26 protein-coding genes and 11 tRNA genes (1 of these 37 running past the window's edge) are annotated in these 23,807 nt (G+C 37.1%); 34 read left to right on the top strand and 3 right to left on the bottom strand.

Features of this window, described 5'->3' with window-relative positions:
• The first annotated feature begins 6 nt into the window (after window positions 1-6).
• Together SJY24_RS29285 and SJY24_RS29280 are read left to right on the top strand one after the other, a co-directional pair.
• Window positions 7-987, top strand: a complete 981-nt coding sequence (locus SJY24_RS29285; RefSeq protein ID WP_377867122.1) for an ABC transporter ATP-binding protein — start codon at window positions 7-9, stop codon at window positions 985-987.
• On the top strand, window positions 984-1,949 hold the full coding sequence (locus tag SJY24_RS29280; RefSeq protein WP_377867121.1) for an ABC transporter ATP-binding protein: 966 nt from the start codon (window positions 984-986) through the stop codon (window positions 1,947-1,949). Before SJY24_RS29285 ends, SJY24_RS29280 begins: the two co-directional genes overlap by 4 nt.
• A gap of 39 nt (window positions 1,950-1,988) precedes the next feature.
• On the opposite strand, the gene SJY24_RS29275 is transcribed toward SJY24_RS29280, so the two are convergent.
• On the bottom strand, window positions 1,989-2,861 hold the full coding sequence (locus SJY24_RS29275) for a Cof-type HAD-IIB family hydrolase (protein WP_377867120.1): 873 nt from the start codon (window positions 2,859-2,861) through the stop codon (window positions 1,989-1,991).
• Window positions 2,862-3,304: 443 nt separating this feature from the next.
• Between SJY24_RS29275 and SJY24_RS29270 the strand changes: the two genes are divergently transcribed.
• From SJY24_RS29270 to uvsE, 14 genes are all read left to right on the top strand, one after another.
• Window positions 3,305-3,421 carry a DUF3948 family protein gene (locus SJY24_RS29270; protein ID WP_025988984.1) on the top strand — a complete coding sequence of 39 codons (117 nt, stop codon included), beginning with the start codon at window positions 3,305-3,307 and terminating at the stop codon, window positions 3,419-3,421.
• Window positions 3,422-3,464: 43 nt separating this feature from the next.
• On the top strand, window positions 3,465-3,575 hold the full coding sequence (locus SJY24_RS29265; protein WP_001058534.1) for a DUF3948 family protein: 111 nt from the start codon (window positions 3,465-3,467) through the stop codon (window positions 3,573-3,575).
• A 42-nt stretch (window positions 3,576-3,617) separates the two neighbouring features.
• Window positions 3,618-3,728 carry a DUF3948 family protein gene (locus SJY24_RS29260; RefSeq protein ID WP_001058533.1) on the top strand — a complete coding sequence of 37 codons (111 nt, stop codon included), beginning with the start codon at window positions 3,618-3,620 and terminating at the stop codon, window positions 3,726-3,728.
• Between the two features lie 34 nt (window positions 3,729-3,762).
• Window positions 3,763-3,879, top strand: a complete 117-nt coding sequence (locus SJY24_RS29255; protein WP_000654250.1) for a DUF3948 family protein — start codon at window positions 3,763-3,765, stop codon at window positions 3,877-3,879.
• Window positions 3,880-3,922: 43 nt separating this feature from the next.
• Entirely contained in the window at window positions 3,923-4,030 is a 108-nt protein-coding gene (locus SJY24_RS29250) for a DUF3948 family protein (protein WP_000664237.1), read from the top strand.
• Window positions 4,031-4,072: 42 nt separating this feature from the next.
• On the top strand, window positions 4,073-4,183 hold the full coding sequence (locus SJY24_RS29245; RefSeq protein WP_001083699.1) for a DUF3948 family protein: 111 nt from the start codon (window positions 4,073-4,075) through the stop codon (window positions 4,181-4,183).
• Window positions 4,184-4,569: 386 nt separating this feature from the next.
• Window positions 4,570-5,688 carry a 4-hydroxyphenylpyruvate dioxygenase gene (gene hppD / locus SJY24_RS29240; RefSeq protein ID WP_377867119.1) on the top strand — a complete coding sequence of 373 codons (1,119 nt, stop codon included), beginning with the start codon at window positions 4,570-4,572 and terminating at the stop codon, window positions 5,686-5,688.
• 66 nt (window positions 5,689-5,754) lie between these two features.
• Complete coding sequence (locus tag SJY24_RS29235; protein ID WP_377867118.1) at window positions 5,755-6,711, top strand: fumarylacetoacetate hydrolase family protein; 957 nt, start codon at window positions 5,755-5,757, stop codon at window positions 6,709-6,711.
• Window positions 6,677-7,849 (top strand): homogentisate 1,2-dioxygenase, encoded by a 1,173-nt coding sequence (locus SJY24_RS29230; protein ID WP_098501236.1) that lies wholly within the window; start codon window positions 6,677-6,679, stop codon window positions 7,847-7,849. Before SJY24_RS29235 ends, SJY24_RS29230 begins: the two co-directional genes overlap by 35 nt.
• Window positions 7,850-8,082: 233 nt before the next feature.
• Complete coding sequence (locus SJY24_RS29225; RefSeq protein ID WP_377867117.1) at window positions 8,083-9,357, top strand: MDR family MFS transporter; 1,275 nt, start codon at window positions 8,083-8,085, stop codon at window positions 9,355-9,357.
• Window positions 9,358-9,659: 302 nt separating this feature from the next.
• The gene (locus SJY24_RS29220; protein ID WP_377867116.1) at window positions 9,660-10,748 is read left to right on the top strand and encodes a D-alanine--D-alanine ligase; all 1,089 of its coding nucleotides are present in this window, start codon (window positions 9,660-9,662) and stop codon (window positions 10,746-10,748) included.
• A 62-nt stretch (window positions 10,749-10,810) separates the two neighbouring features.
• Window positions 10,811-12,187, top strand: a complete 1,377-nt coding sequence (gene murF, locus SJY24_RS29215; RefSeq protein ID WP_377867115.1) for a UDP-N-acetylmuramoyl-tripeptide--D-alanyl-D-alanine ligase — start codon at window positions 10,811-10,813, stop codon at window positions 12,185-12,187.
• 304 nt (window positions 12,188-12,491) lie between these two features.
• On the top strand, window positions 12,492-14,090 hold the full coding sequence (cshA, locus tag SJY24_RS29210; protein ID WP_377867114.1) for a degradosome RNA helicase CshA: 1,599 nt from the start codon (window positions 12,492-12,494) through the stop codon (window positions 14,088-14,090).
• Between the two features lie 93 nt (window positions 14,091-14,183).
• Window positions 14,184-15,146, top strand: a complete 963-nt coding sequence (uvsE, locus tag SJY24_RS29205) for a UV DNA damage repair endonuclease UvsE (RefSeq protein ID WP_377867113.1) — start codon at window positions 14,184-14,186, stop codon at window positions 15,144-15,146.
• A gap of 69 nt (window positions 15,147-15,215) precedes the next feature.
• Here uvsE and SJY24_RS29200 read toward each other — a convergent pair whose 3' ends face one another.
• Window positions 15,216-15,764, bottom strand: coding sequence for a rhomboid family intramembrane serine protease (locus SJY24_RS29200; RefSeq protein WP_377867111.1), 549 nt, complete (start codon window positions 15,762-15,764; stop codon window positions 15,216-15,218).
• 92 nt (window positions 15,765-15,856) lie between these two features.
• On the opposite strand from SJY24_RS29200, the gene acpS reads away from it, so the two are divergent.
• From acpS to SJY24_RS29170, 6 genes are all read left to right on the top strand, one after another.
• Window positions 15,857-16,216, top strand: a complete 360-nt coding sequence (gene acpS, locus SJY24_RS29195) for a holo-ACP synthase (RefSeq protein WP_000635042.1) — start codon at window positions 15,857-15,859, stop codon at window positions 16,214-16,216.
• Between the two features lie 156 nt (window positions 16,217-16,372).
• Window positions 16,373-17,323, top strand: coding sequence for a LolA family protein (locus SJY24_RS29190; RefSeq protein WP_002100392.1), 951 nt, complete (start codon window positions 16,373-16,375; stop codon window positions 17,321-17,323).
• 118 nt (window positions 17,324-17,441) lie between these two features.
• Window positions 17,442-18,611: an alanine racemase gene (alr, locus tag SJY24_RS29185; RefSeq protein WP_377867109.1), complete on the top strand. Its 1,170-nt coding sequence runs from the start codon at window positions 17,442-17,444 to the stop codon at window positions 18,609-18,611.
• Between the two features lie 311 nt (window positions 18,612-18,922).
• Window positions 18,923-19,210, top strand: a complete 288-nt coding sequence (locus SJY24_RS29180) for an antitoxin EndoAI (protein WP_000004570.1) — start codon at window positions 18,923-18,925, stop codon at window positions 19,208-19,210.
• A 4-nt stretch (window positions 19,211-19,214) separates the two neighbouring features.
• Window positions 19,215-19,565, top strand: a complete 351-nt coding sequence (gene ndoA, locus SJY24_RS29175) for a type II toxin-antitoxin system endoribonuclease NdoA (RefSeq protein WP_000635965.1) — start codon at window positions 19,215-19,217, stop codon at window positions 19,563-19,565.
• Between the two features lie 68 nt (window positions 19,566-19,633).
• Complete coding sequence (locus SJY24_RS29170) at window positions 19,634-21,802, top strand: Tex family protein (RefSeq protein ID WP_377867320.1); 2,169 nt, start codon at window positions 19,634-19,636, stop codon at window positions 21,800-21,802.
• A gap of 57 nt (window positions 21,803-21,859) precedes the next feature.
• Here SJY24_RS29170 and cmpA read toward each other — a convergent pair whose 3' ends face one another.
• Window positions 21,860-21,976, bottom strand: coding sequence for a cortex morphogenetic protein CmpA (gene cmpA, locus SJY24_RS29165; RefSeq protein WP_001143642.1), 117 nt, complete (start codon window positions 21,974-21,976; stop codon window positions 21,860-21,862).
• 210 nt (window positions 21,977-22,186) lie between these two features.
• Between cmpA and SJY24_RS29160 the strand changes: the two genes are divergently transcribed.
• From SJY24_RS29160 to SJY24_RS29105, 12 genes are all read left to right on the top strand, one after another.
• Window positions 22,187-22,648 carry a SprT family protein gene (locus tag SJY24_RS29160; RefSeq protein ID WP_377867108.1) on the top strand — a complete coding sequence of 154 codons (462 nt, stop codon included), beginning with the start codon at window positions 22,187-22,189 and terminating at the stop codon, window positions 22,646-22,648.
• 114 nt (window positions 22,649-22,762) lie between these two features.
• Window positions 22,763-22,837: transfer RNA gene (locus SJY24_RS29155), tRNA-Asn, on the top strand.
• Between the two features lie 3 nt (window positions 22,838-22,840).
• Window positions 22,841-22,931 (top strand) — tRNA-Ser (locus SJY24_RS29150).
• A gap of 8 nt (window positions 22,932-22,939) precedes the next feature.
• Window positions 22,940-23,014: transfer RNA gene (locus SJY24_RS29145), tRNA-Glu, on the top strand.
• A 4-nt stretch (window positions 23,015-23,018) separates the two neighbouring features.
• A tRNA-Val gene (locus SJY24_RS29140) sits at window positions 23,019-23,094 on the top strand.
• Window positions 23,095-23,118: 24 nt separating this feature from the next.
• A tRNA-Met gene (locus SJY24_RS29135) sits at window positions 23,119-23,195 on the top strand.
• 3 nt (window positions 23,196-23,198) lie between these two features.
• Window positions 23,199-23,274: transfer RNA gene (locus tag SJY24_RS29130), tRNA-Asp, on the top strand.
• A gap of 87 nt (window positions 23,275-23,361) precedes the next feature.
• Window positions 23,362-23,436: transfer RNA gene (locus SJY24_RS29125), tRNA-Gln, on the top strand.
• A gap of 5 nt (window positions 23,437-23,441) precedes the next feature.
• Window positions 23,442-23,514: transfer RNA gene (locus tag SJY24_RS29120), tRNA-Lys, on the top strand.
• Window positions 23,515-23,530: 16 nt separating this feature from the next.
• Window positions 23,531-23,613: transfer RNA gene (locus tag SJY24_RS29115), tRNA-Leu, on the top strand.
• A gap of 98 nt (window positions 23,614-23,711) precedes the next feature.
• Window positions 23,712-23,788: transfer RNA gene (locus SJY24_RS29110), tRNA-Arg, on the top strand.
• 3 nt (window positions 23,789-23,791) lie between these two features.
• Window positions 23,792-23,807, top strand: a tRNA-Pro gene (locus SJY24_RS29105) (it continues 61 nt past the right edge of the window).

The following is a 23,807-nucleotide window of genomic DNA, read 5'->3' as shown; positions in this document are numbered from 1 at the left end:
GGAAGCGTGAGTAAAGCAGTAGTAGAGCTAAAGGATTTACAAACACACTTTCAGACAGAAGAAGGTACAGTAAAGGCTGTCAATCATGTTAGCTTTTCAGTTCGAGAAGGTGAAACAGTTTGTGTAGTAGGCGAATCAGGTTGTGGGAAAAGTGTAACGGCCTTATCTATTATGGGACTTATTGCTGAATCTGGCGGCATCGTTGGTGGCGATATTCTTTATGAAGGAAAAAGCCTTTTAGGAATGAAAGAGAAAGAACTTCGTAGTTTAAGAGGAAATGATATCGCGATGATTTTCCAAGAACCGATGACATCGCTTAATCCAGTCTTCACCGTTGGGGAGCAAATTGTTGAGACGTTAAGAGAGCATGAACTACTTAGTAAAAACGAAGCATATAAAAAGGCAATTGAATTAATTCGTAAAGTCGGTATAGCTCGTGCTGATGAAATTGTCCATTCTTATCCGCATGAGCTGAGCGGTGGAATGTTACAACGTATTATGATTGCTGTTGCACTTAGTTGTAATCCAAAGTTATTAATTGCAGATGAACCGACAACAGCTCTTGATGTTACGATTCAAGCGCAAATATTAGACTTATTAAGACAAGTAAAAGAGGAATTTAAAACGTCTATCTTATTAATTACACATGATCTAGGTGTTGTAGCGGAAATGGCCGATTATGTTGTCGTTATGTATGGTGGAAAAGTTATTGAAGAGGCACCGGTACTAGAGATCTTTCAAAATCCGAAACATCCATATACGCAAGGGCTACTAAAATCAAAACCAGTAATGGGGCAACGAACAGATAAACTTTATTCTATTCCAGGGCAAGTTCCTAATTTGGTTGGCTTAGATGAGTTTTGCTACTTTAGTGGTCGCTGTGAACATTGCATGGAAATATGCAAAAATGAAGTGCCAAATCTTAATGTGCATGACGAGGATCATAAAGTAGCTTGTTGGTTATATGAGGAGCGTGCTGGGCAATGAGTGAACCATTATTAGAAGTGAAGAACTTAAAAACGTATTTTCCGATTAAGGGCGGCGTATTTAGTAGAACGATTGGACATGTGAAAGCGGTAGATGGGGTAAGCTTTACAATTGATAAAGGAGAAGTGTTTGGCCTAGTAGGAGAGTCTGGAAGTGGGAAGACGACGATAGGGAAAACAATTCTCCGTCTCGTTCAAAAAACAGAAGGTGAAGTGAAGTTTAAAGGTCAAGATGTTCATGCTTTATCAAAAGAGGAGCTGAGAAAGCACCGTCCTAATATGCAGCTCGTGTTCCAAGATCCATTTAGCTCATTAAATCCTAGAATGAGAATTGGAGAAGCACTTGGTGAGCCAATGTTGGCTCACGGGCTAGCGACGAAAGAAAATGTCCGTGAAAAGGTGATAGAAGTATTGGAGTTATGTGGTTTAGCGCCGTATCATATTGACCGGTACCCTCATGAGTTTTCCGGTGGGCAACGTCAACGTATCGTTATTGCAAGGGCGATGGTATTAGATCCAGAATTTATTGTAGCTGATGAGCCTGTTGCGGCATTAGATGTATCTATTCAAGCGCAAATCATTAATCTATTTAGTGAATTACAGGAGAAAAAGGGATTATCCTATCTATTCATTTCACATGATTTAAGTGTTGTGGAGCACTTATGTACGAAAATTGGAATTATGTATTTAGGAACTATTGTGGAAAAAGCACCACGTGATGAACTATTTGCTAATCCACTTCATCCGTATACAAAGGCGTTGTTATCTGCTGTGCCGATACCGGATCCAACAGTTAAGCGAGAACGGATTATTCTAGAAGGGGATATTCCAAGTCCTGCAAATCCACCATCAGGTTGCCGTTTTCATACACGTTGCCCATTTGCTACAGATGTTTGTAAAACGACTGTACCAGAATTTCGTAATGTTGGTGAAGATCATTTTGTTGCTTGTCATCATGTGTAAAAGAAAAGGACTCTTTCAAAATGTGAAAGAGTCCTTTTTTTATTTACTTGATGAAGTTTGTTTTAATACAAATTGCTCAATTGCATGAGCAACACCGTTTTCATTATTTGTTAATGTAACAACGTCACATAATTTTTTAACATCTTCTTCAGCATTACCCATTGCAACTGATAAGCCAGCTACTTGTAGCATTGGCACATCATTAAAGTTGTCACCGATTGCAACAGTATCTTCAATTGGTATATTGAAATAAGCTGCCATTTCTTGTAGGCCGTTCCCTTTATGACCATGCTTATCCATAATTTCTACATTAGTAGGAGCTGATGCGGTAACTGAAATATCCGTATCTTCTTGTAACATGCTTAATAGCTGTGCGCGATGACCTGCATTGAACGTTAAAATGAAGAATTTAGATATTTCTAGTTCTTGATTGTTTACAACGTCTTCGATTTTTTGGAAATCAGTAATTAAGTTTGATTTCTTTTGTTTTTCTGTAATTCTTTCAAGTTCCTCAAGTGTAACATCTAGCGCATGCTTATTTTCTTCGAATGCCTGCATCACTTGATCTTGCCATGTATAAGGAGAGTAAACCCCTTTATTTGTATATAGCTTATATGGAAAACCTTCAGCTTCTAGTAATTTTGCAAGCTTGTATACTTTATCGTTTTGTAAACAACGCGAGTTAATTACTTTTCCATCCACGTAAACAATTGCCCCATTGCTTGCTCCAACTGGAAGAGATAGTTTATATTCTTCCAATAATTTCAAAGCATCCTCTTTCGCGCGGCCAGAACAAATCATTACAATATGACCAGCTTCTTTTGCGGTTTGGATAGCTTGTAAGTTCTCTTTGGAGATTTCAAGATTAGATGATAGTAGTGTACCATCCATATCTAGTGCGATTAATTTCAAAATGACCACCTCTTTGTTTTTATTATACATAGTTATATAGAGGAAACATATAAACTTATCTTGGAAAGATAGTATTTTATCCTACAGTGTACCAGCCAGTGAAAACCTAGTAGATTCAGCCTTACTTATTAAAGATTCACCTTGATTTGTAACAAAAGTAGAAAGGGATATGGTTATATTTCGTTTTATGACTGTAATATTACATGAATGTTACAAACGTGAACGTAGTAGAAAATGCATTAAAACAGGGTTTTTAATGGTGTTTATAAAAAAACGTAAAAAAAATGTAATAAAATTTACGTAATTATATTGCAACGTAATAATAGTTATGTTACATTAGTGTTACAAACGTTACGTTATCAACTTTAATGTAACGATAACATAAAAACTATGAAAAAAACATTTCTTAGAAATTACATATAGAAAACTTATTCAAAGGGAGGATAAATGATATGAAAGAGCAAGTATTACAAGTAACAAAAGGTGATTTCGTAGGATCAGCAAGCGGAGCAGTAGTATTAACAGCATTAATCGTATTTCTATCAAGCGTATTAGTATAATAGAAGTTTTGTAACAAAAATAGGAGAAGGGAGAATGAAAATTATGAATAACGAGCAAGTATTACAAGTAACAAAAGGTGACTTCGTAGGATCAGCAAGTGGAGCGGTAGTATTAACAGCATTAATCGTATTTCTATCAAGCGTATTAGTATAATAGAAGTTTTGTAACAAAATAAGAGAAGGGAGAATGAAAATTATGAACAACGAGCAAGTATTAAACGTAACAAAAGGTGATTTCGTAGGATCAGCAAGTGGAGCGGTAGTATTAACAGCATTAATCGTATTTCTATCAAGCGTATTAGTGTAATAGAAGTTTTGTAATAAAAGAAAAAGAAGGGAGAATGAAAGATATGAAAGAGCAAGTATTACAAGTAACAAAAGGTGACTTCGTAGGATCAGCAAGTGGAGCGGTAGTATTAACAGCATTAATCGTATTTCTATCAAGCGTATTAGTGTAATAGAAGTTTTGTAATAAAAGAAAAAGAAGGGAGAATGAAAGATATGAAAGAGCAAGTATTACAAGTAACAAAAGGTGACTTCGTAGGATCAGCAAGTGGAGCGGTAGTATTAACAGCATTAATCGTATTTCTATCAAGTGTATTAGTATAATAGAAGTTTTAAATCATACAAAATGAAAGGAGAATGAGGAATATGAACAGTGAACAAGTGTTACAAGTAACAAAAACAGATTTATTAGGATCATTAGGTGGAGCGGTAGTATTAACATCATTTATTCTATTCCTTGCAAATATATTAGTATGAGAAATATAAATACAATCATTCAAAAAAAATAAAGACTCTAACGTATTAGTAAGTAGTTAATATGTTGGAGTCTTTTTTGTTTTTCTTCTATATATCCCTCTAAGTATTAATGGTCTTCCTTTATCACGTAAAAGCCCGATTGGTGTGGGCTAATAATCCAGTGGCGATGAAAACCCCCGTTGATTAAAGTTTCACTTTATTTTAAGGAGAAAAAAGTCGAATTTTATATGTAAGAAAAAAAGAGGAATTTGACAGAAAAGATAGAAAATTTTAAAAGTCAGAATTTGTTAGCTTGCTAACTAATTTCTATTAATTGATGTTGGAAGCGTTTTCGATTGGTTTTAAGTATGGACCATTTAATCTATTTACAGGGGGATGAAGATATTATGAAACAAAAATCTATGGATACGCTAGCTGCACAAATGGAGGATTTTTTTCCGGTACGTGATGTAGATCATTTGGAGTTTTACGTAGGGAATGCAAAACAATCAAGTTATTATCTTGCGAGAGCATTTGGATTCAAAATTGTAGCTTATTCTGGATTAGAAACAGGAAACCGTGAAAAGGTATCTTATGTTCTTGTGCAAAAAAATATGCGTTTTGTTGTGTCTGGAGCTTTAAGCAGCGATAATCGTATCGCAGAATTTGTAAAGACACATGGTGATGGTGTAAAAGATGTTGCTTTACTTGTTGACGATGTTGACAAAGCATACTCGGAAGCTGTGAAGCGTGGCGCTGTTGCGATTGCTCCACCTGAGGAGTTAACAGATGAGGACGGTACATTGAAAAAAGCGGTTATTGGTACGTATGGTGATACAATTCACACGCTTGTAGAGCGTAAAAATTATAAAGGAACATTTATGCCAGGATTCCAAAAGGTTGAGTTTAATATTCCATTTGAAGAGTCTGGTTTAATTGCTGTAGACCATGTAGTTGGTAACGTTGAGAAAATGGAAGAGTGGGTTAGTTATTACGAGAATGTTATGGGCTTTAAACAAATGATCCATTTCGACGATGATGATATTAGTACAGAGTATTCGGCGTTAATGTCAAAAGTTATGACGAATGGAAGTCGTATTAAGTTCCCTATTAACGAACCAGCAGATGGAAAGAGAAAATCACAAATTCAAGAATATCTTGAATTCTATAATGGAGCGGGTGTACAGCATCTCGCTTTATTAACAAGTGACATTGTAAAAACAATTGAAGTACTTCGTGCGAATGGTGTTGAGTTTTTAGATACGCCGGATACGTATTACGATGAGTTAACTGCGCGAGTGGGGAAAATTGATGAAGAAATTGATAAATTAAAAGAATTGAAGATTCTAGTAGACCGTGACGAAGAAGGTTATTTATTACAAATCTTTACGAAACCAATTGTAGACCGTCCAACTTTATTTATTGAAATCATCCAACGTAAAGGTTCTCGTGGATTTGGTGAAGGAAACTTTAAAGCATTATTTGAATCAATTGAAAGAGAACAAGAGCGTCGCGGAAATTTATAAAATTTGTATCCACCAGCAAGAATTCTTTTGCTGGTGGAAATTTCATTTTCATAGGGAGGAATCATGATGAAATTTGTTACATTTCGTCTTCCTTCGAAAGAAATGCGAGCTGGATGGCTTGAAGGTGACAAAGTAATCGATATGAATCTTGCGAGTGATGGAAAATTACCTTCTTCTATGTTCGCCTTTTTAGAGAAAGCGGATGAGTATGCAGAAGTATTGCGTAATATTAAGAATCCTGAAAAGGGTATATATTCTTTAGGGGAAGTACAATTAGCAGCGGTAATTCCTAACCCGAGTAGCATTCGAGATTTTTATGCATTTGAACAGCATGTAAAAACAGCCCGCGGACGAAGAGGGCTAGATGTTGTACCTGAATGGTACGATATCCCGGTTTTTTATTTTACGAACCATCGTGCTGTTATTGGGCCAGATGATTTTGTTATTGGTCCGAAGAAGTCTAAAAAGCTTGATTATGAGTTAGAGATTGCTTGCGTAATTGGGAAAGAAGGACGAAACATTTCTCGTGAACAAGCAGAGGAATATATTTTTGGTTACTGCATTATGAACGACTGGAGTGCAAGGGACTTACAAGCAACAGAAATGAAAGTGGGACTCGGTCCAGCAAAAGGAAAAGATTTTGCAACTTCATTAGGAGCGTATCTCGTTACGAAAGAGGAATTAGAAGTTTATCGTAATGGTGATCGTTATGATTTAGAGATGACTGCTCATGTAAATGGGCAACTGTTATCAAAAGGAAATTTCCAAGATATTTATTATACATTCGCTGAAATGATTGAGCGTGCTTCGGAAGACGTTACGTTATATCCAGGAGATGTGATTGGTTCTGGAACAGTAGGGACAGGATGTATTTTAGAACTTGGTACAGAAGAGTGGCTACAAGATGGAGATGTTGTAGAACTGTCGATTACTGGTTTAGGTACGTTACGTAATACGATCAAAAAAGAAATGGAAGCAGGTGATGGGCATGTTTTATCGTCACATGGGGGAGCTACCTCATAAACGACATGTACAATTTCGTAAAAAAGATGGATCACTTTATCGTGAACAGGTAATGGGGACAAAAGGTTTCTCTGGTACCCAGTCTATTTTGTATCATCATTATATGCCAACAGAAGTAGGGCATGCGGCATTATCTCATTCTTGTCAGTTGCAGTATGAAGAAGATGTTGCTCTTGCTCATCGCCACTTCCGTACGAAAGAAAATAAAAAAACTGGTGATGCAGTAAGCGGAAGAAACTTTATGCTTGGGAATGAGGATTTATTAATTGGAGTAGTGAGTCCAACAGAAAAAATGGATTATTTTTACCGTAATGGTGATGGCGATGAAATGTTATTTGTTCATTATGGAACAGGAAAAATTGAAACGATGTTTGGAACGATTCACTATAGAAAAGGTGATTATGTAACAATTCCAATTGGAACGATTTATCGTGTTATTCCAGATGAGGGAGAGACTAAGTTTCTTGTTGTAGAGGCAAATAGCCAAATTACAACACCAAGTCGCTATCGCAATGAATATGGGCAATTGTTAGAACATAGTCCGTTTTGTGAAAGGGATATTCGTGGTCCGGAAAAATTGGAGACATATGATGACAAAGGTGAGTTTGTTGTAATGACAAAGTCGAGAGGTTATATGCACAAGCATGTGTTAGGGCACCATCCGTTAGATGTTGTTGGATGGGATGGGTATTTATATCCATGGGTCTTTAATGTAGAGGACTTTGAACCGATCACAGGTCGCATTCATCAGCCACCGCCAGTACATCAAACATTTGAAGGACATAATTTCGTTATTTGCTCTTTCGTACCGCGTTTATACGATTATCATCCAGAATCTATTCCGGCACCATATTATCATAGTAATGTGAATAGTGATGAAGTACTGTACTATGTAGAAGGTAATTTTATGAGCCGAAAAGGTGTAGAAGAAGGTTCTATTACGCTTCATCCAAGCGGGATCCCGCATGGGCCACATCCAGGGAAAACAGAAGCGAGTATAGGGAAGAAAGAGACACTTGAACTGGCTGTTATGATAGATACATTCCGTCCGCTTCGTATTGTAAAACAAGCACATGAGACGGAAGATGAAAAATATATGTATAGCTGGATTGAAGAGGGTTCATATACTGTGAAATAAGTAAAAAGAGGCATGCTCACTAAGGGAGCATGCCTCTTTTATGGAATCGACATGTATAATAATACCAAAAAAAGTTATAGAAAGATATATAGAAAGGGTGATAAAGATCGTGCATATTCAGAAGAATTTCTACTTATTTCGACAGGGATTGTTGTGGTTGGATTTTTGTGTTTGAAAATTTACATTTTTCTAATTATATATAATATAATTGTTGGGGAACTAAGGGGGAATTTATGAAAAATACATGGCGTGAGCTAAGAGAGATGGATCGTAACGTATGGATTCGATTTATCGGTGAGACATTGAACGGAATTGCGATGATGATGTTAATGCCTTTTTTTGCACTATATTTAAAAGATAAGGTAGATTCTTTATTACAAGTTGGAATCATTATGGCGCTTTCTCCAATAGCTGCAAGTTTTGGTTCGCTTATAGGCGGAAGAATAGCTGATATATATGGAAGAAAGCCAATTATGATATTTTCAATGGCGAGTAATGCATTACTAATGCTCGGTTTTTTATTTATAGAAGGATTTATTCCATATGCCATTTTATCTATTTTTTTAGGGTTAAGTAATTCGCTATTTCACCCAGCGGCATCAGCGATGGTTGCAGATGTGACGGCGCCAGAAAAAAGAACAGAAGCATATGGTTTATTGCGAATGGGACACAATATTGGCGCTGCAATTGGACCGATAATGGGAGCATCGGTAGTTGTTTTATCAAAGAACCTCGTGTTTATTATTGCTTCATCCGCTATGTTGTTTTATGCGCTACTAGTGTTAGTACTTATTAAAGAAACAATGCCAAAAATTACGGATATGACGGAAAAAAATAAAGAGAAGGAATCTGGATCAGTTTGGAAAATTTTAATGAGAGATAAGGCGTTAATGATTTATTTGTTAGCGGGGATCATTATTTCTATGGGGTTCTCTCAAACAGAAGGCATGTTACCGCTTCACTTTGATAACGAAATGAAGGATATTTTTGGAGTCAACAATCCATACCCATATTTAATGGCATTAAATGGTCTACTAGTTGTTTTATTTCAATTTCAAATTTCAAAATGGGCGACAGATAAACCTGTTGGAAAGACGATGTTATACGGTGCGTGTTTGTTCGGAATTGGTTTGTTTTTTATAGGGTGGTTACCGAAGTGGTTTGGAGAATTTGATACAAATGCCACAATTATTTTAATGACGTTAATGTTTGTTTATGCCATATATACGTTAGGCGAGATGATTATGTCGCCTGTACAGATGACGTTTGTAGCGAATTTGGCCCCTGAGCATTTGAGAGGAACCTATATGGGGGCGGCGAGTTTGCAGTGGATTACAGGAAGTGCATTCGGTCCACTTCTTGGTGGTTTTCTATTGGATCGTTTACTTGGTCACTACTTATTTACAATTTTAAGTGTAGGGTGTGTAGTTGCAGGCTTTGTATATGTTTCTTTAGATCGTCTTGTTGAGCAGAGGCAAAAAGATACGCTTACAAAACAGTCTTCTTAATAAAATGAAACTTTAATCAGTGCTTTTTTCATTCTCCACAAATGGTAGGGTAATATAGATGACATACACAAAAAGTGGATTTCTACATATTTTAGGTACATAACCAGATTAGATAGCAATCTTACTGTAAAGTTTAATTTTGTTTAGGTGTGTAGAAAATTAAAGAGGAAAAGTGTAGAAAACCAATAAGTGGTGTCTTTTAATTATTTGTGGAAGTTACATTTTATTTCAAATAGGAACTACCTATTTTTATAAAAAGTGCTAAAATAGAAAAATGAAAACAATTGGTTAGGGTGATTTCAGTGACAAAAATTAAATTAGGTTTATTATACGGTGGAAAATCAGCTGAGCATCAAGTTTCGTTACAAACGGCTCTTGCTGCTATTAAAGCATTAAATCAAGATAAATTCGAGATTCATCCAATTTATATTACAGAACAAGGCCAATGGATGCGTGGAGAGCGTATTGAAGGCGAAGTAAAAAATGTTGAGGCATTACAAATGAGTGGGGAAGAAAATACAATTTCTCCGGTATCATTAAGTACAGAAATTATTCCAACTGCAAATTCTAAACAAGAAGATGTAATTGATGTTATTTTCCCATTATTACATGGACCGAATGGTGAAGATGGAACAGTACAAGGGTTATTAGAATTACTAAACATTCCATATGTAGGTAACGGTGTATTAGCATCATCTGCTGGGATGGATAAAGTCGTTATGAAAAATATCTTTGCAGAAGCTGGTTTAAAACAAGCGAAATATGCATCTTTCATTCGTAGCGCATGGGAAAAAGATCGTGAAACAGCGTATGAAAAAGTAGAAGAAGTATTAGGATATCCTTGCTTCGTAAAACCAGCAAACCTTGGTTCAAGTGTTGGTATTAATAAGTGTAAAGATCGTGAAGAGCTTGAGAATGCATTCGAAGAGGCATTCCAATTTGACCGCAAAATTATTGTAGAAGAAAATATTGTTGGGCGTGAAGTAGAAGTTGGTGTATTAGGTAATGATGAGCCAAAATGTTCAGTTGTAGGTGAAATCGTACCGAAAAAGGACTTCTATGATTATAAGTCGAAATACATCGATGGTGATACAGCACTAATTATTCCAGCTGAAATGACAGAAGAAGAGTCTGATGTAATTAAGCGAGATGCAATCGTTGCATTCCAATCATTAGATGGTGCTGGCTTAACACGAGCTGATTTCTTCTTAACGAAAGACGGAGAAGTATATATTAACGAAGTGAACACAATGCCAGGATTTACGCCGTTTAGTATGTTCCCTTTATTATGGCAACATACTGGATTACCGTATCCAGAATTAATTGAAGAGCTAATTAATTTAGCAATTGAGCGTCACGAAGAAAAACAAAAAATTAAATATACAATCTAACAAAAAAGGAGGAAGCACTATTCGAAGGAATAGTGCTTCCTCTATGTAAGGAGTGTTTCTATATGATAAACCGAACGTTAAAACAAGTAGAACAGATGATAAATGGTACTGGATTAGCAAAGCAGTATGAGGGGATTACTATAAAAGGAGTGTCTATTGATACGAGAAAAATTGAAAAGGGAAACTTATATGTTCCGATTCAAGGTGAACGTTTCGATGGACATGCTTTTGTAGATAGAGCTGTTGAAAGTGGAGCTGTTGCTACATTGTGGATGAAAGGTGTAGCAAATCCGCCTGAGAATCTTCCTGTTATTTTTGTAGAGGATACGCTATCAGCGTTACAAACGTTAGCGAAAAACTATCGCGATCAACTGGATGTTAAAGTTGTTGGTGTAACAGGTAGTAACGGTAAAACGTCTACGAAAGATATTGTAACGAGTCTTCTTGCAACTAAATTTAAAGTTCAAAAAACAGAAGGTAATTTCAATAATCATATCGGTTTACCTCTTACTATTTTAAACCTAGAAGAAAATACAGAAGTAGCTGTATTAGAAATGGGTATGTCAAGCCGCGGAGAAATTGAATTCCTATCTAAGTTAGCTCGTCCTAATGCAGCTATTATCACGAATATTGGTGAGGCGCATTTAATGGATTTAGGCTCTCGTGAGGCAATTGCAGAAGCGAAGTTAGAAATTGTTACAGGCTTACAAGAAGGTGGAGTATTCGTATACAATGGAGATGAGCCATTATTAACGAATCGTGTCCCAGAAATGAATTTAGCAGCTGAAACAGTTACATTTGGTGATGCGAGAGCAAATGATTATTATCCAACTACTGTAACATTACAGGCAACTGGAACGCATTTTAAAATGAATAGAGAAGAAAATATTTCATTCTATATACCAGTGTTAGGGAAACATAATGTGTATAATACACTTGCTTCAATGGCAATTGCGAAACATTTTGGTGTAACGTGGGAAGAAATGAAAAAGGGTTTAGTAACACTTCAAATGACAGGCATGCGTATGGAAATTGTAAAAACAAATAGTGGTTTAACAATGATCAATGATGCTTATAATGCAAGTCCAACGGCTATGGAAGCAGCGTTCCACCTAATGAATGGTTTAGATGGATTTGCTAAAAAAATTGTTGTACTTGGTGATATGCTAGAACTTGGTGATCAAGAAGTACAATTCCATTATGAGGTAGGTAAATTAATCGACCCAGCAAAAATTTCATATGTATTCACATATGGTAGATTAGGGGCTCAAATTGCTGAAGGAGCGAAAATTAACTTCCCTAATGAACGTGTAAAGGCGTATGATAATAAAGAAGAGCTAGTAAAAGAGTTACAAGCAGTGGTTGATGTGAAAGATGTTGTATTAGTAAAAGCATCTCGTGGCATGAAATTAGAAGAAGTAATTACGATGTTGAAATAATTGGTGTATATAAACAGGGATGATAGTTACGAAAATAGAGGAAACTTATAATAAGCGCTTACAGTAAATATAAAAAAATAAAAGTGAAGAAAAAAGCTCTGAATATGAAAATAAGGTAACAGTTGGGTTTGCTTTTTGCACATACAAAACTTATAATTGATAAAGTGTAATAACGTTTAGAAGTATTTTCGTGTAGAAATACGCCCGTTTATATACGTGAGCATTCAGGAAAAGGGCTTTTCCGCCAATTCGGAAAATGCCTTTTTTTAAATGATAAGTATAGGATAGAAAAGGAGAAGTAACATTGACAACATTTCGAGAATTAGGATTAAGTGAATCTTTATTGCAATCTGTTGAAAGTATGGGCTTTGAAGAGGCTACGCCGATTCAAGCTGAAACAATCCCACATGCATTGCAAGGTAAAGATATTATTGGGCAAGCGCAAACAGGTACAGGGAAAACAGCAGCATTTGGATTACCGCTATTAGATAAAGTAGATACTCGTAAAGAAGCAGTTCAAGGTATTGTTATCGCGCCAACGCGTGAATTAGCAATCCAAGTTGGAGAAGAGCTATACAAAATTGGTAAACATAAACGTGTTCGTATTTTACCAATTTACGGTGGTCAAGATATTAACCGCCAAATTCGTGCTCTAAAAAAACACCCACACATTATTGTTGGTACGCCGGGTCGTATTTTAGATCATATTAACCGTAAAACACTTCGTTTACAAAACGTTGAGACTGTTGTTCTTGATGAAGCGGATGAAATGTTAAACATGGGCTTCATTGAAGATATTGAAGCGATTTTAACAGATGTGCCAGAAACACATCAAACATTATTATTCTCAGCGACAATGCCAGATCCAATCCGTCGTATTGCTGAGCGCTTCATGACTGAGCCTCAACACATTAAAGTAAAAGCAAAAGAAGTAACAATGCCAAACATTCAGCAGTTCTATTTAGAAGTGCAAGAAAAGAAAAAGTTTGACGTGTTAACACGCTTACTAGATATTCAATCTCCAGAGCTTGCAATCGTATTCGGTCGTACAAAGCGTCGTGTTGATGAATTATCAGAAGCATTAAACTTACGTGGTTATGCAGCAGAAGGTATTCATGGTGATTTAACACAAGCGAAACGTATGTCTGTATTACGTAAATTTAAAGAAGGTGCTATTGAAGTTCTTGTTGCAACGGACGTTGCTGCACGTGGTCTTGATATTTCAGGCGTAACACACGTATACAACTTCGATATCCCACAAGATCCAGAATCATACGTTCACCGTATCGGTCGTACTGGCCGTGCAGGTAAAAAAGGTATTGCAATGTTATTTGTAACACCACGTGAATCAGGACAATTAAAAAATATCGAGCGTACAACAAACCGTAAGGTTGACCGTATGGAAGCACCGACACTTGACGAGGCATTAGAAGGTCAACAACGTTTAATCGCTGAAAAACTTCAAAGCACAATTGAAAATGATAACTTATCATACTACAAGCGTATTGCAGAAGAAATGTTAGAAGAGAATGACTCTGTAACTGTAGTAGCTGCTGCTTTAAAAATGATGACAAAAGAGCCGGACACAACTCCAATCGCTTTAACATCAGAACCACCAGTTGTTTCAAGAGGTGGCGGTTCTAAAAAACGCGGTGGTAACGGAGGCGGATACCGTGATGGTAACCGTAATCGTAGTCGTGACGGACGCGGCGGTGGCGATGGTCGTAACCGTGATCGCAATCGTGACGGACGCGGCGGTGGCGATGGCCGTAACCGTGATCGCAATCGTGATGCTGGTAGCCGTGATGGTAACCGTGGTCGTAGAGGTGAAGGTCAAGGTCGCCCTGGATCTTCTTCAAATGGACGCGGCGAAAGAAAACATCATAGCCGTCCACAAGCTTAATAAAAAAAGAGAATGCCCTTTGCTGGCATTCTCTTTTTTTATTTCTGTAATTGTGCATACTACATAATAACTCGTATAGAAAAGGGGTGCCATATGCTTGTAAGACTCGGGTATGTTGCGATGAGTGTACATTTGAAGAATGCATCTCCATCTCAAACGATGACATATGCACAGTTTCAGCGGATTGATGATCGAGAGGCTGCGATTCGTAAGCTCGAAAGAATTGCTAATTCGAATTTGGAAAATTGTTTACGATTATTAAAGCATAATAAAGGGCATGATATATCTTTCTTTCGGCTTAGTTCCAAGCTTATTCCTTTAGCGAATCATGAGGAGTTATTAGAGTGGAACTATATTCGCCCCTTAAAAGAAAATTTAAAAGTACTAGGTGAGTACGCTATTCGTATGAATATGCGAATTGATTTCCATCCGGATCACTTTGTTGTACTAAATTCACCCGAGGAGAGTATTTTCAAACAATCTGTAAAGACATTGCAGATGCACAAAAAATTGTTAAAGGGTATGGGAATTGAACATAAGCAACGATGTGTATTACATGTGGGAGGAGGTTATAACGATAAGGAGCTCGCATTAGAACGCTTTATAGAAAATTGGTCAACCGTTCCAAGAGGTATTCAAGAGATGATTATATTAGAAAATGATGATACGACTTTTTCTTTAGAAGAAACATTGTATTTAGGAGAGAAATTAGATATTCCAGTCGTGTTTGATTTGCATCATCATATGATGAATAATGACAAGGAAGATTGGCATGAAGATTGGGCACGTGTTGTACATACGTGGGAATCGTCTTTGTTACCAGTTAAAATGCACATCTCTAGTCCTAGAGATGAAAAGGATCCGAGAGCACATGCGGATTTTATTGATGTAGATACCTTCTTATCTTTTTTGAAAAAGATAAAGGGGAGTGTTCCGCAAATTGATTGTATGATTGAGGCAAAGAAGAAGGATGAGTCTTTATTTCAATTAATGAGAGAGTTAAGTAAACAAACAGAGGTGGAAATTATCGATGGTGCGAGCTTCTATATTAAATGAGCTCTGCACCATCGATTTTTTTGTCCCGCTATTTGTGGGCTGCCCGTAAAACCCCCACTGATTAAAGTTTCACTTTATTAAAAAAGGGGTGCAAATGCCGCCGATTATTAAGCCGGTTAAATGGCTTATAGGATTGGCAGAAGGATTAAAGAAAGTAAATAGCAGTAATAGAAGTATCATGATTGAAAAAATAGCGATGTCCCTTGGTTTTGAAGAACGATACCGACTATACAATAAAAATAATTGTGCGCCTAGTAATCCGAAAATACCACCAGATGCTCCGGCGTGAATATATTCAAGAGGCATAATAATATAAGAAGAAATATTGCCGATAATGCCAGAAAGGAAAAAAATAATGATGAAAGAAAAATGTCCTAGTTGTTTTTCAATAGAAGAACCAAGAACAAATAAACAAATACTATTGGAAAGAAAATGTTGTAAGTCTACGTGTACAAGTAGGGAAGTTATGACACGCCACCATTCTCCTTTAGCGATATATTCATTGTAGGCTGCCATGTGAAAGAGGGAAAAGTCACCCAATATAATCGTGACTAATTGTATAAGAAGTAAAGAGAGGATGACTGGTTGTAATAGCATACGAGTAGATGGTATTAGCATGTTGTTAGTATCACTCCTTTTGCATCAGAAAGATTCTCTGTTATTCTTACAATATGAATGCAGAAAGCTAAATAGAAGAAGGGGATTTTGAAATGATTGTAGGGATTGGAATCGATATTATTGAATTGAATCGAATTGAAAAAATGCTAGATGGAAAGCTTAAATTTATGGAACGTATTTTAACTGAAAGTGAACGTAATGTTGCCAAGGAGCTGAAAGGAAGTCGTCTTACAGAATTTGTGGCAGGAAGATTTGCAGCAAAAGAAGCGTATTCTAAGGCGGTAGGGACTGGAATTGGGAAAGAAGTTAGTTTTTTAGATATAGAAGTAAGAAATGATGATAGAGGTAAGCCGATTCTTATTGCAAATACAGAGCATATTGTTCATTTATCAATTAGCCATAGTAAAGAATTTGCTGTTAGCCAAGTTGTTTTAGAAAGCTCGTCACGCTAGTCTGCATATTTTATATCTTTGTCTCATATATTTGAGGTAGCGATAAGGAAGGCATATCTTCCATTCATTTATAGGGGCAAAGGGGCTGAAGTGATGAAAAGGCGTCTGTTTTTAGTTCTCATCGGTTTATTGACCGTTTTTGTGTTGGCGGGCTGTATGGAAAAGAAACAGGAAGATGTTGTGAGAGATTTAGAGGCAAAAGTTAAAGGTATGAAGAGTTATCAAGCTGAAGCGAAATTATCTATTAAAACAGGAAATGAGCCACAGGAGTATAGTGTAGAAATTTGGCATAAAGAACCTTCGTATTATCGTGTGAATTTAAAGAATGCGAAAAAGGATCAGAGTCAAATTATTTTAAGAAATGATGAAGGCGTATTTGTATTAACACCTGCGCTTAATAAGAGCTTCCGTTTTCAAAGTGATTGGCCGCAAAATAGTAGCCAGGCTTACCTATATGAATCACTTGTGAGAGATATTTTGCAGGATAAGAAAAACCTTACTTTCGAGAAAACAGATAAGTATTATATTTTCAAAACAAAAACAAACTATCAACATCAAAATATGTTACCGAAACAAGAGATTACATTGAAGAAGAGTGATTTAACGCCAGTTTCCGTGAAGCTGATGGATAATGATCAAAATGTCCTTGTAAAAGTAGATTTCACTAAAGTAAAGTTTGATACAAAGTTTGATAAAGGTGCATTTGATACGAAACAAAATATGTCCAGAGCACAAGTAGATGTTCAAACAACAGCGAAAGAAGACAAACCGTTTGCTATTTTGTATCCACGTGACACGCCGCAAGGTATGACGTTGAAAGAGGAAGAAGAGTTGAAGACAGCCAGTGGCAAGCGTACGATACTCACATATACTGGAGGTAAGAAATCTTTTACTTTAATACAAGAAAAGGCAAAAGTTGCAGAGGCTTCATCAGCGGTAAGTGTAAGTGGAGAGCCAGTTGACCTTGGCTTCACGATTGGTGCATTGACGAAAGATTCTGTAACATGGTCGCATAATGGAGTAGAATATATGCTCGTGTCTAAAGGTTTAGAGCCGAATGAGTTATTGATGGTTGCTCGATCGGTTACAGCGAAGCAGGTGAAGTAAACTTCTTAGACGTGGTGATATATGTGCACCACGTCTTTTCTTAGTTTGAAGGTGGATTTCATAAAAAGAAGCATATAAAAGAATAAGCTTCGCATATCGTGTATAAGGAAGTGTATTTATGGAAGAAGCACCGTTTTACCGTGACACTTGGGTGGAAGTGGATTTAGATGCGATCTATAACAATGTTACGCATATTAAAGAGTTCATTCCAAGTGATGTAGAAATTTTTGCTGTAGTTAAAGCGAATGCATATGGGCACGATTATGTACCGGTAGCTAAAACCGCATTAGAAGCAGGGGCAACAAGATTAGCAGTTGCTTTTTTAGATGAAGCTTTAGTACTTCGGAGGGCTGGTATTACTGCACCGATTTTAGTATTAGGTCCTTCCCCTCCCCGTGATGTAAATGTTGCTGCTGAAAATGATGTAGCATTAACTGTTTTTCAAAAAGAATGGGTAGAAGACGCGATAAAGCTCTGGGATGGTTCATCAATAATGAAATTCCATATTAATTTTGATAGTGGTATGGGGAGAATCGGAATACGCGAGTGCAAAGAATTAAAGGGGTTCTTAAAGAGTTTAGAAGGCGCGCCATTTTTAGAGTTAGAAGGAGTATATACACATTTTGCAACATCCGATGAGGTTGAGACTTCTTACTTTGATAAGCAATATAATACGTTCTTGCAGCAGTTAAGTTGGTTGAAAGAATTTGGAGTGAACCCTAAATTTGTCCATACAGCCAATAGTGCTGCAACGTTAAGGTTTCAAGGGATTACATTTAATGCAGTGCGAATTGGTATTGCGATGTATGGACTATCCCCATCTGTAGAAATACGTCCTTTTTTACCATTTAAATTGGAACCGGCGTTGTCACTTCATACGAAAGTTGCTCATATTAAGCAAGTGATTAAAGGGGATGGGATTAGTTATAATGTCACATACCGAACGAAAACCGAAGAATGGATTGCGACAGTTGCGATTGGGTATGCAGATGGCTGGCTTAGAAGATTGCAAGGATTTGAAGTGCTTGTAAATGGTGAAAGGGTACCGATTGTAGGGCGAGTAACAATGGATCAATTCATGATACATCTGCCTTGTGAAGTGCCACTTGGTACGAAAGTTACACTCATTGGAAGCCAAGGTGATGAGTATATTAGTGCTACCGAGGTTGCTGAATATTCCGGGACTATTAATTATGAAATTATCGCAACGATAAGCTTCCGTGTACCGAGAATATTTATACGACATGGTAAAATTGTAGAAGTAATCAATTATTTGAACAATATATAGAAGAAGGTATTATTACTCAGCATCTCGTCATTTGGAGGAGTTTCACTAATAAAGAATAGGCTCTTTTTCGCTGGAGAGCTTCTTTTTATAATTGTTATTAATATAAGTTACAATGAAATATTACTGAAGGATTGCTTTATTTCTTGTTTGAAAGAGATAAAAAGTAAAAGAAGATGAATGTTTTATTTATGAATTGGAAAACATAAGCAAGGAATAAGGAAGTCTTTGCAACAGGCTCCATACAATGGTATTATTACAATAGGTGTCATATATATATTTGGGTGTGTAGTTGACGGTGGAGGTGTATTTTTGTGTCCGAATCAAGTGTAACTACTGAAATCGTGGTTCGGTTGCCAAAGCAAATGGTAACGGAATTGGACGGAATTGGAAAACAAGAGAATAAGAATCGCCATGAACTAATTTGCCAGGCAACACAACTGTTATTGCGTCAACATAAGACGAAGAAACGCTACCAACATGAATCAATGCGACGTGGGTATATTGAAATGGGAAAAATTAATCTTGGTATTGCATCTGAAGCTTTCTTAGCAGAGTATGAAGCAGCTCATACAGTAGAACGCTTAGTTAGCGGGGGGTAATATTTTGATTGTAAAACGCGGCGACGTGTATTTTGCAGACCTTTCCCCAGTTGTTGGTTCTGAGCAAGGAGGCGTTCGTCCGGTTCTTGTCATTCAAAATGACATCGGAAATCGTTTTAGTCCGACTGTGATTGTAGCGGCTATTACTGCACAGATTCAAAAAGCGAAATTACCCACTCATGTGGAAATTGATGCGAAAAAGTACGGTTTTGAGAGAGATTCTGTTATTTTACTTGAGCAGATTCGAACAATCGATAAGCAACGCTTAACGGACAAAATCACTCATTTGGATGAAGTGATGATGAGTCGTGTAGATGAAGCGTTACAAATTAGTTTAGGACTAATAGATTTTTAAATCGGCAGTTTAAGTTGCTCTCTTTACAGGGCAACTTTTTTTTATTATAGAGGAGGTTACGGTTGGATATGGAAATGGTAGATAATCGACAAGGGTTAATGAAAATGTTAGTGAAAGAATTAGGCTTTACAGAAAAGCAAGTTCGTCATGTTATTCAATTAACAGAAGAAGGTAACACAGTTCCATTTATCGCTCGTTACCGAAAAGAATGGACAGGATCTCTAGATGAGGTGCAAATTCGTGCAATCTTAGAAAGATGGCAATATATGATGCAACTAGAAGATAGGAAAGAAGAGGTTCTTCGTCTTATTGGTGAAAAAGGGAAACTAACCGAAGAATTGCGTCGTCATATTGTTGCTGCAACAAAACTTCAGGAAGTAGAAGATTTATATCGTCCTTATAAAGAAAAAAGAAGAACGAAAGCTACAATCGCTAAAGAAAAGGGATTAGAACCGTTAGCTGAGTGGCTATTGTTATATAAAAAAGAAAATCCAGCAGAGAAGGCTATGGAATTTGTTGATGTAGAAAAAGAAGTGGAATCTGCAGAAGATGCGTTGCAGGGTGCGCAAGATATTATTGCGGAACTTGTTTCGGATAATGCGTCATATCGTAGTTGGATTCGGAATACTACTTTCCGAAAAGGGATTATGTCTTCATCTGTAAAAGATAAAGAAAAAGATGAAAAGAATATATACGAAATGTATTATGACTATGAAGAGCCGTTGCAAAAAATAGTGCCTCATCGAGTGTTAGCGATGAATCGTGGTGAAAAGGAAGATGTATTAAGAGTTTCTGTTGTTACACCGACTGAGGAAATTAATCAGTTTTTACATAAAAAAATGATTCGTGATGAAGTTTCTAAAAGTGCGCACTATGTACAATTAGCGATTGAAGATGGATATAAACGATTAATCCAACCTTCAATAGAAAGAGAAATTCGTAAAGAATTAACAGAAATCGCTGAAGAACAAGCGATTCATATTTTCTCTGAGAATTTACGTAATTTATTATTACAGCCTCCAATGAAAGGGAAAGTTGTGCTAGCGGTAGATCCGGCATATAGAACAGGTTGTAAATTATCAGTAGTAGATGATACAGGGAAAGTTCTTAACATAGATGTTATTTATCCGCATCCACCTGTTCGTAAATATGAGGATGCAAAAAAGAAAGTTCTTTCAATTATAGATAAATATCAAGTTGAAATGATAGCAATTGGAAATGGTACAGCTTCCAGAGAAACGGAAGAATTTATAGTAGATGTACTACAAAGTGTAAAACGTGATGTATTTTATATTATTGTAAATGAAGCGGGTGCTAGTGTATATTCAGCATCTGATTTAGCTCGTGAGGAGTTCCCGGATTTACAGGTTGAAGAAAGAAGTGCCGTTTCTATTGGGAGACGTCTACAAGATCCGCTTGCTGAGCTAGTGAAAATTGACCCTAAATCTGTAGGGGTAGGACAATATCAACATGATGTATCACAAAAAAGATTAAATGAATCGTTAACATTTGTGGTAGAGACAGCTGTTAACCAAGTTGGTGTTAATGTAAATACAGCTTCAGTTGCATTGTTACAATATGTTTCGGGATTATCAAAAACAGTTGCAAAAAATATTGTAGCTAAGCGTGAGGAAGATGGGAAATTTACGAAGCGTACTGAATTAAAGAAAATTCCTCGTTTAGGTGCGAAAACATATGAACAATGTATTGGATTTTTACGTATATTAGAAGGGGCGAATCCGTTAGATCGCACAGGGATTCATCCAGAACAATATAAAAATGTTGAATTGCTATTAAAAAGTCTAGGATTATCAAAGAATGATGTAGGTAAATCGAACTTGCAGAAGAGTTTAGAGGGAGTAGATGTTTCTAAATTATCTCAAGAGACGGAGATTGGCGAGCCGACTTTGGTTGATATTATCGATGCTTTAATTAGTCCAGAACGAGATATGAGGGATGAGTTGCCAAAACCACTTCTGAAAAAAGGAATTTTGAAATTAGAAGATTTAAAGCGTGGTATGGAGTTAGAGGGAACGGTTCGTAATGTTGTTGATTTCGGTGCCTTTGTTGATATAGGTGTAAAGCAAGATGGCTTAGTGCATATTTCTAAAATCAGCAAACAGTTTGTAAAGCATCCGTTAGATGTTGTATCCGTAGGGCAAATTGTAAAAGTATGGGTAGATGATATTGATACGAAAAAAGGTCGTGTTGCATTATCGATGTTACCAATTGAATAGTAAGTAAAGAGAGCAGATGAAACTGCTCTCTTTTTATGGATAGGAAAGTTTCGTTGATTATGAGCTTTGATGTATTTTACTATAATAAAACCAGCATTCATTTAGTAATTTGATTTGATACCGGTTTTTTTCGAAGTATGCACGTTGCATTTGTTTCTTTAGCCATGTAGGCATAGGAATCCCTCCTTGTTTAATCCTGCTCTCAAACATCTCTTCTTAATTAGTTAAAGAAATATTGATGAGAGGTTGGTGAGTGGATTTCTATCAATGCTTTATTTTTAGAAATCACGCTTCTTGAATGAGGATGGGTATATGTACTATTTAATATATGTATAGGAAGGGAGAAAAGTGTAAAAATATTTTTTTGTTTAGGAGGAATGAGGAATGGATGAGCAAGAAATTCAGAGGTTAGTGGAAGAGGTATCGTTACAATACTTTGGGATGCCGTTTTTACATAAAGCGATGTTTAATAGTAGGTTACGTGCAACTGGTGGGCGCTATCTATTGAATACTCATAATATAGAACTGAATTATCGATATTACGAAATGTATGGCAAAGAAGATTTAGTCGGGATTGTTAAACATGAACTTTGTCATTATCACCTACATATCACAGGAAAAGGGTATAAGCACCGAGATAGAGATTTTCGTGAGTTATTAAAGAAGGTAGGGGCACCCCGTTTTTGTAAACGAATGATTAATGAAGAGAAGAAGGAAACAAAAGTTTATACGTATGAATGTACGGGATGCTCACTTCAATATGTAAGAAGGCGTCAAATAAATACACAAAGATATGTATGTGGAAAGTGTAAAGGGCAACTAAAACTGGTAGTGAAAACATCTTGACAGTGAAAACGCAATCCAGTATATTATAAACATGTCACGTTTGCACAAGATGTTGTGAAAAAACTTCTTGACTTACGGTGATAATTTTTATAAGATACAAATTGTCTTCATTATTCCGCAGTAGCTCAGTGGTAGAGCTATCGGCTGTTAACCGATCGGTCGTAGGTTCGAGTCCTACCTGCGGAGCCATACAGAGAAGTACCCAAGTGGCTCAAGGGGCTCCCCTGCTAAGGGAGTAGATCGCTAACGCGGTGCGAGGGTTCGAATCCCTTCTTCTCTGCCATACATATTGGCCCGTTGGTCAAGTGGTTAAGACACCGCCCTTTCACGGCGGTAACACGGGTTCGAATCCCGTACGGGTCACCACTTCGGAGGATTAGCTCAGCTGGGAGAGCACCTGCCTTACAAGCAGGGGGTCGGCGGTTCGATCCCGTCATCCTCCACCATATAAATTATATAAGTAATATTATCGCGGGGTGGAGCAGTACGGTAGCTCGTCGGGCTCATAACCCGAAGGTCGCAGGTTCAAATCCTGTCCCCGCAACCAAATGGTCCCGTGGTGTAGTGGTTAACATGCCTGCCTGTCACGCAGGAGATCGCCGGTTCGACCCCGGTCGGGACCGCCATTTTAACTTCTGCTATATGGCAGTTGTTTTTTATTGGACATTATGGTACAATAACATTTGTCTTTGAAAAGAAGATAAGTATTTCGATGGGCTATAGCCAAGCGGTAAGGCAACGGACTTTGACTCCGTCATGCGCTGGTTCGAATCCAGCTAGCCCAGCCATTTACGAGCCATTAGCTCAGTTGGTAGAGCATCTGACTTTTAATCAGAGGGTCGAAGGTTCGAATCCTTCATGGCTCACTTTTGTTTTTTCCGCGCGGTCGTGGCGGAACGGCAGACGCGCTAGGTTGAGGGCCTAGTGGGGGAAACCCCGTGGAGGTTCAAGTCCTCTCGGCCGCATCAAAAAATCTTTTTAAAAAAGTACTTGCATTTGAAAATGTAGTATGATAAGATGATTGAGTCGCCAAAAGACGACGAAGAAAAAACATCATGAATAAGCGCCCGTAGCTCAATTGGATAGAGCGTTTGACTACGGATCAAGAGGTTAGGGGTTCGACTCCTCTCGGGCGCGCCATAACGGGAAGTGGCTCAGC

The organism is Bacillus sp. R86525 (assembly GCF_042466195.1).
GTDB classification, from domain to species: domain Bacteria; phylum Bacillota; class Bacilli; order Bacillales; family Bacillaceae_G; genus Bacillus_A; species Bacillus_A nitratireducens.
The sequence above is the reverse complement of the archived record's forward strand: the minus strand, read 5'-3'. Positions and strand labels throughout refer to the sequence as shown.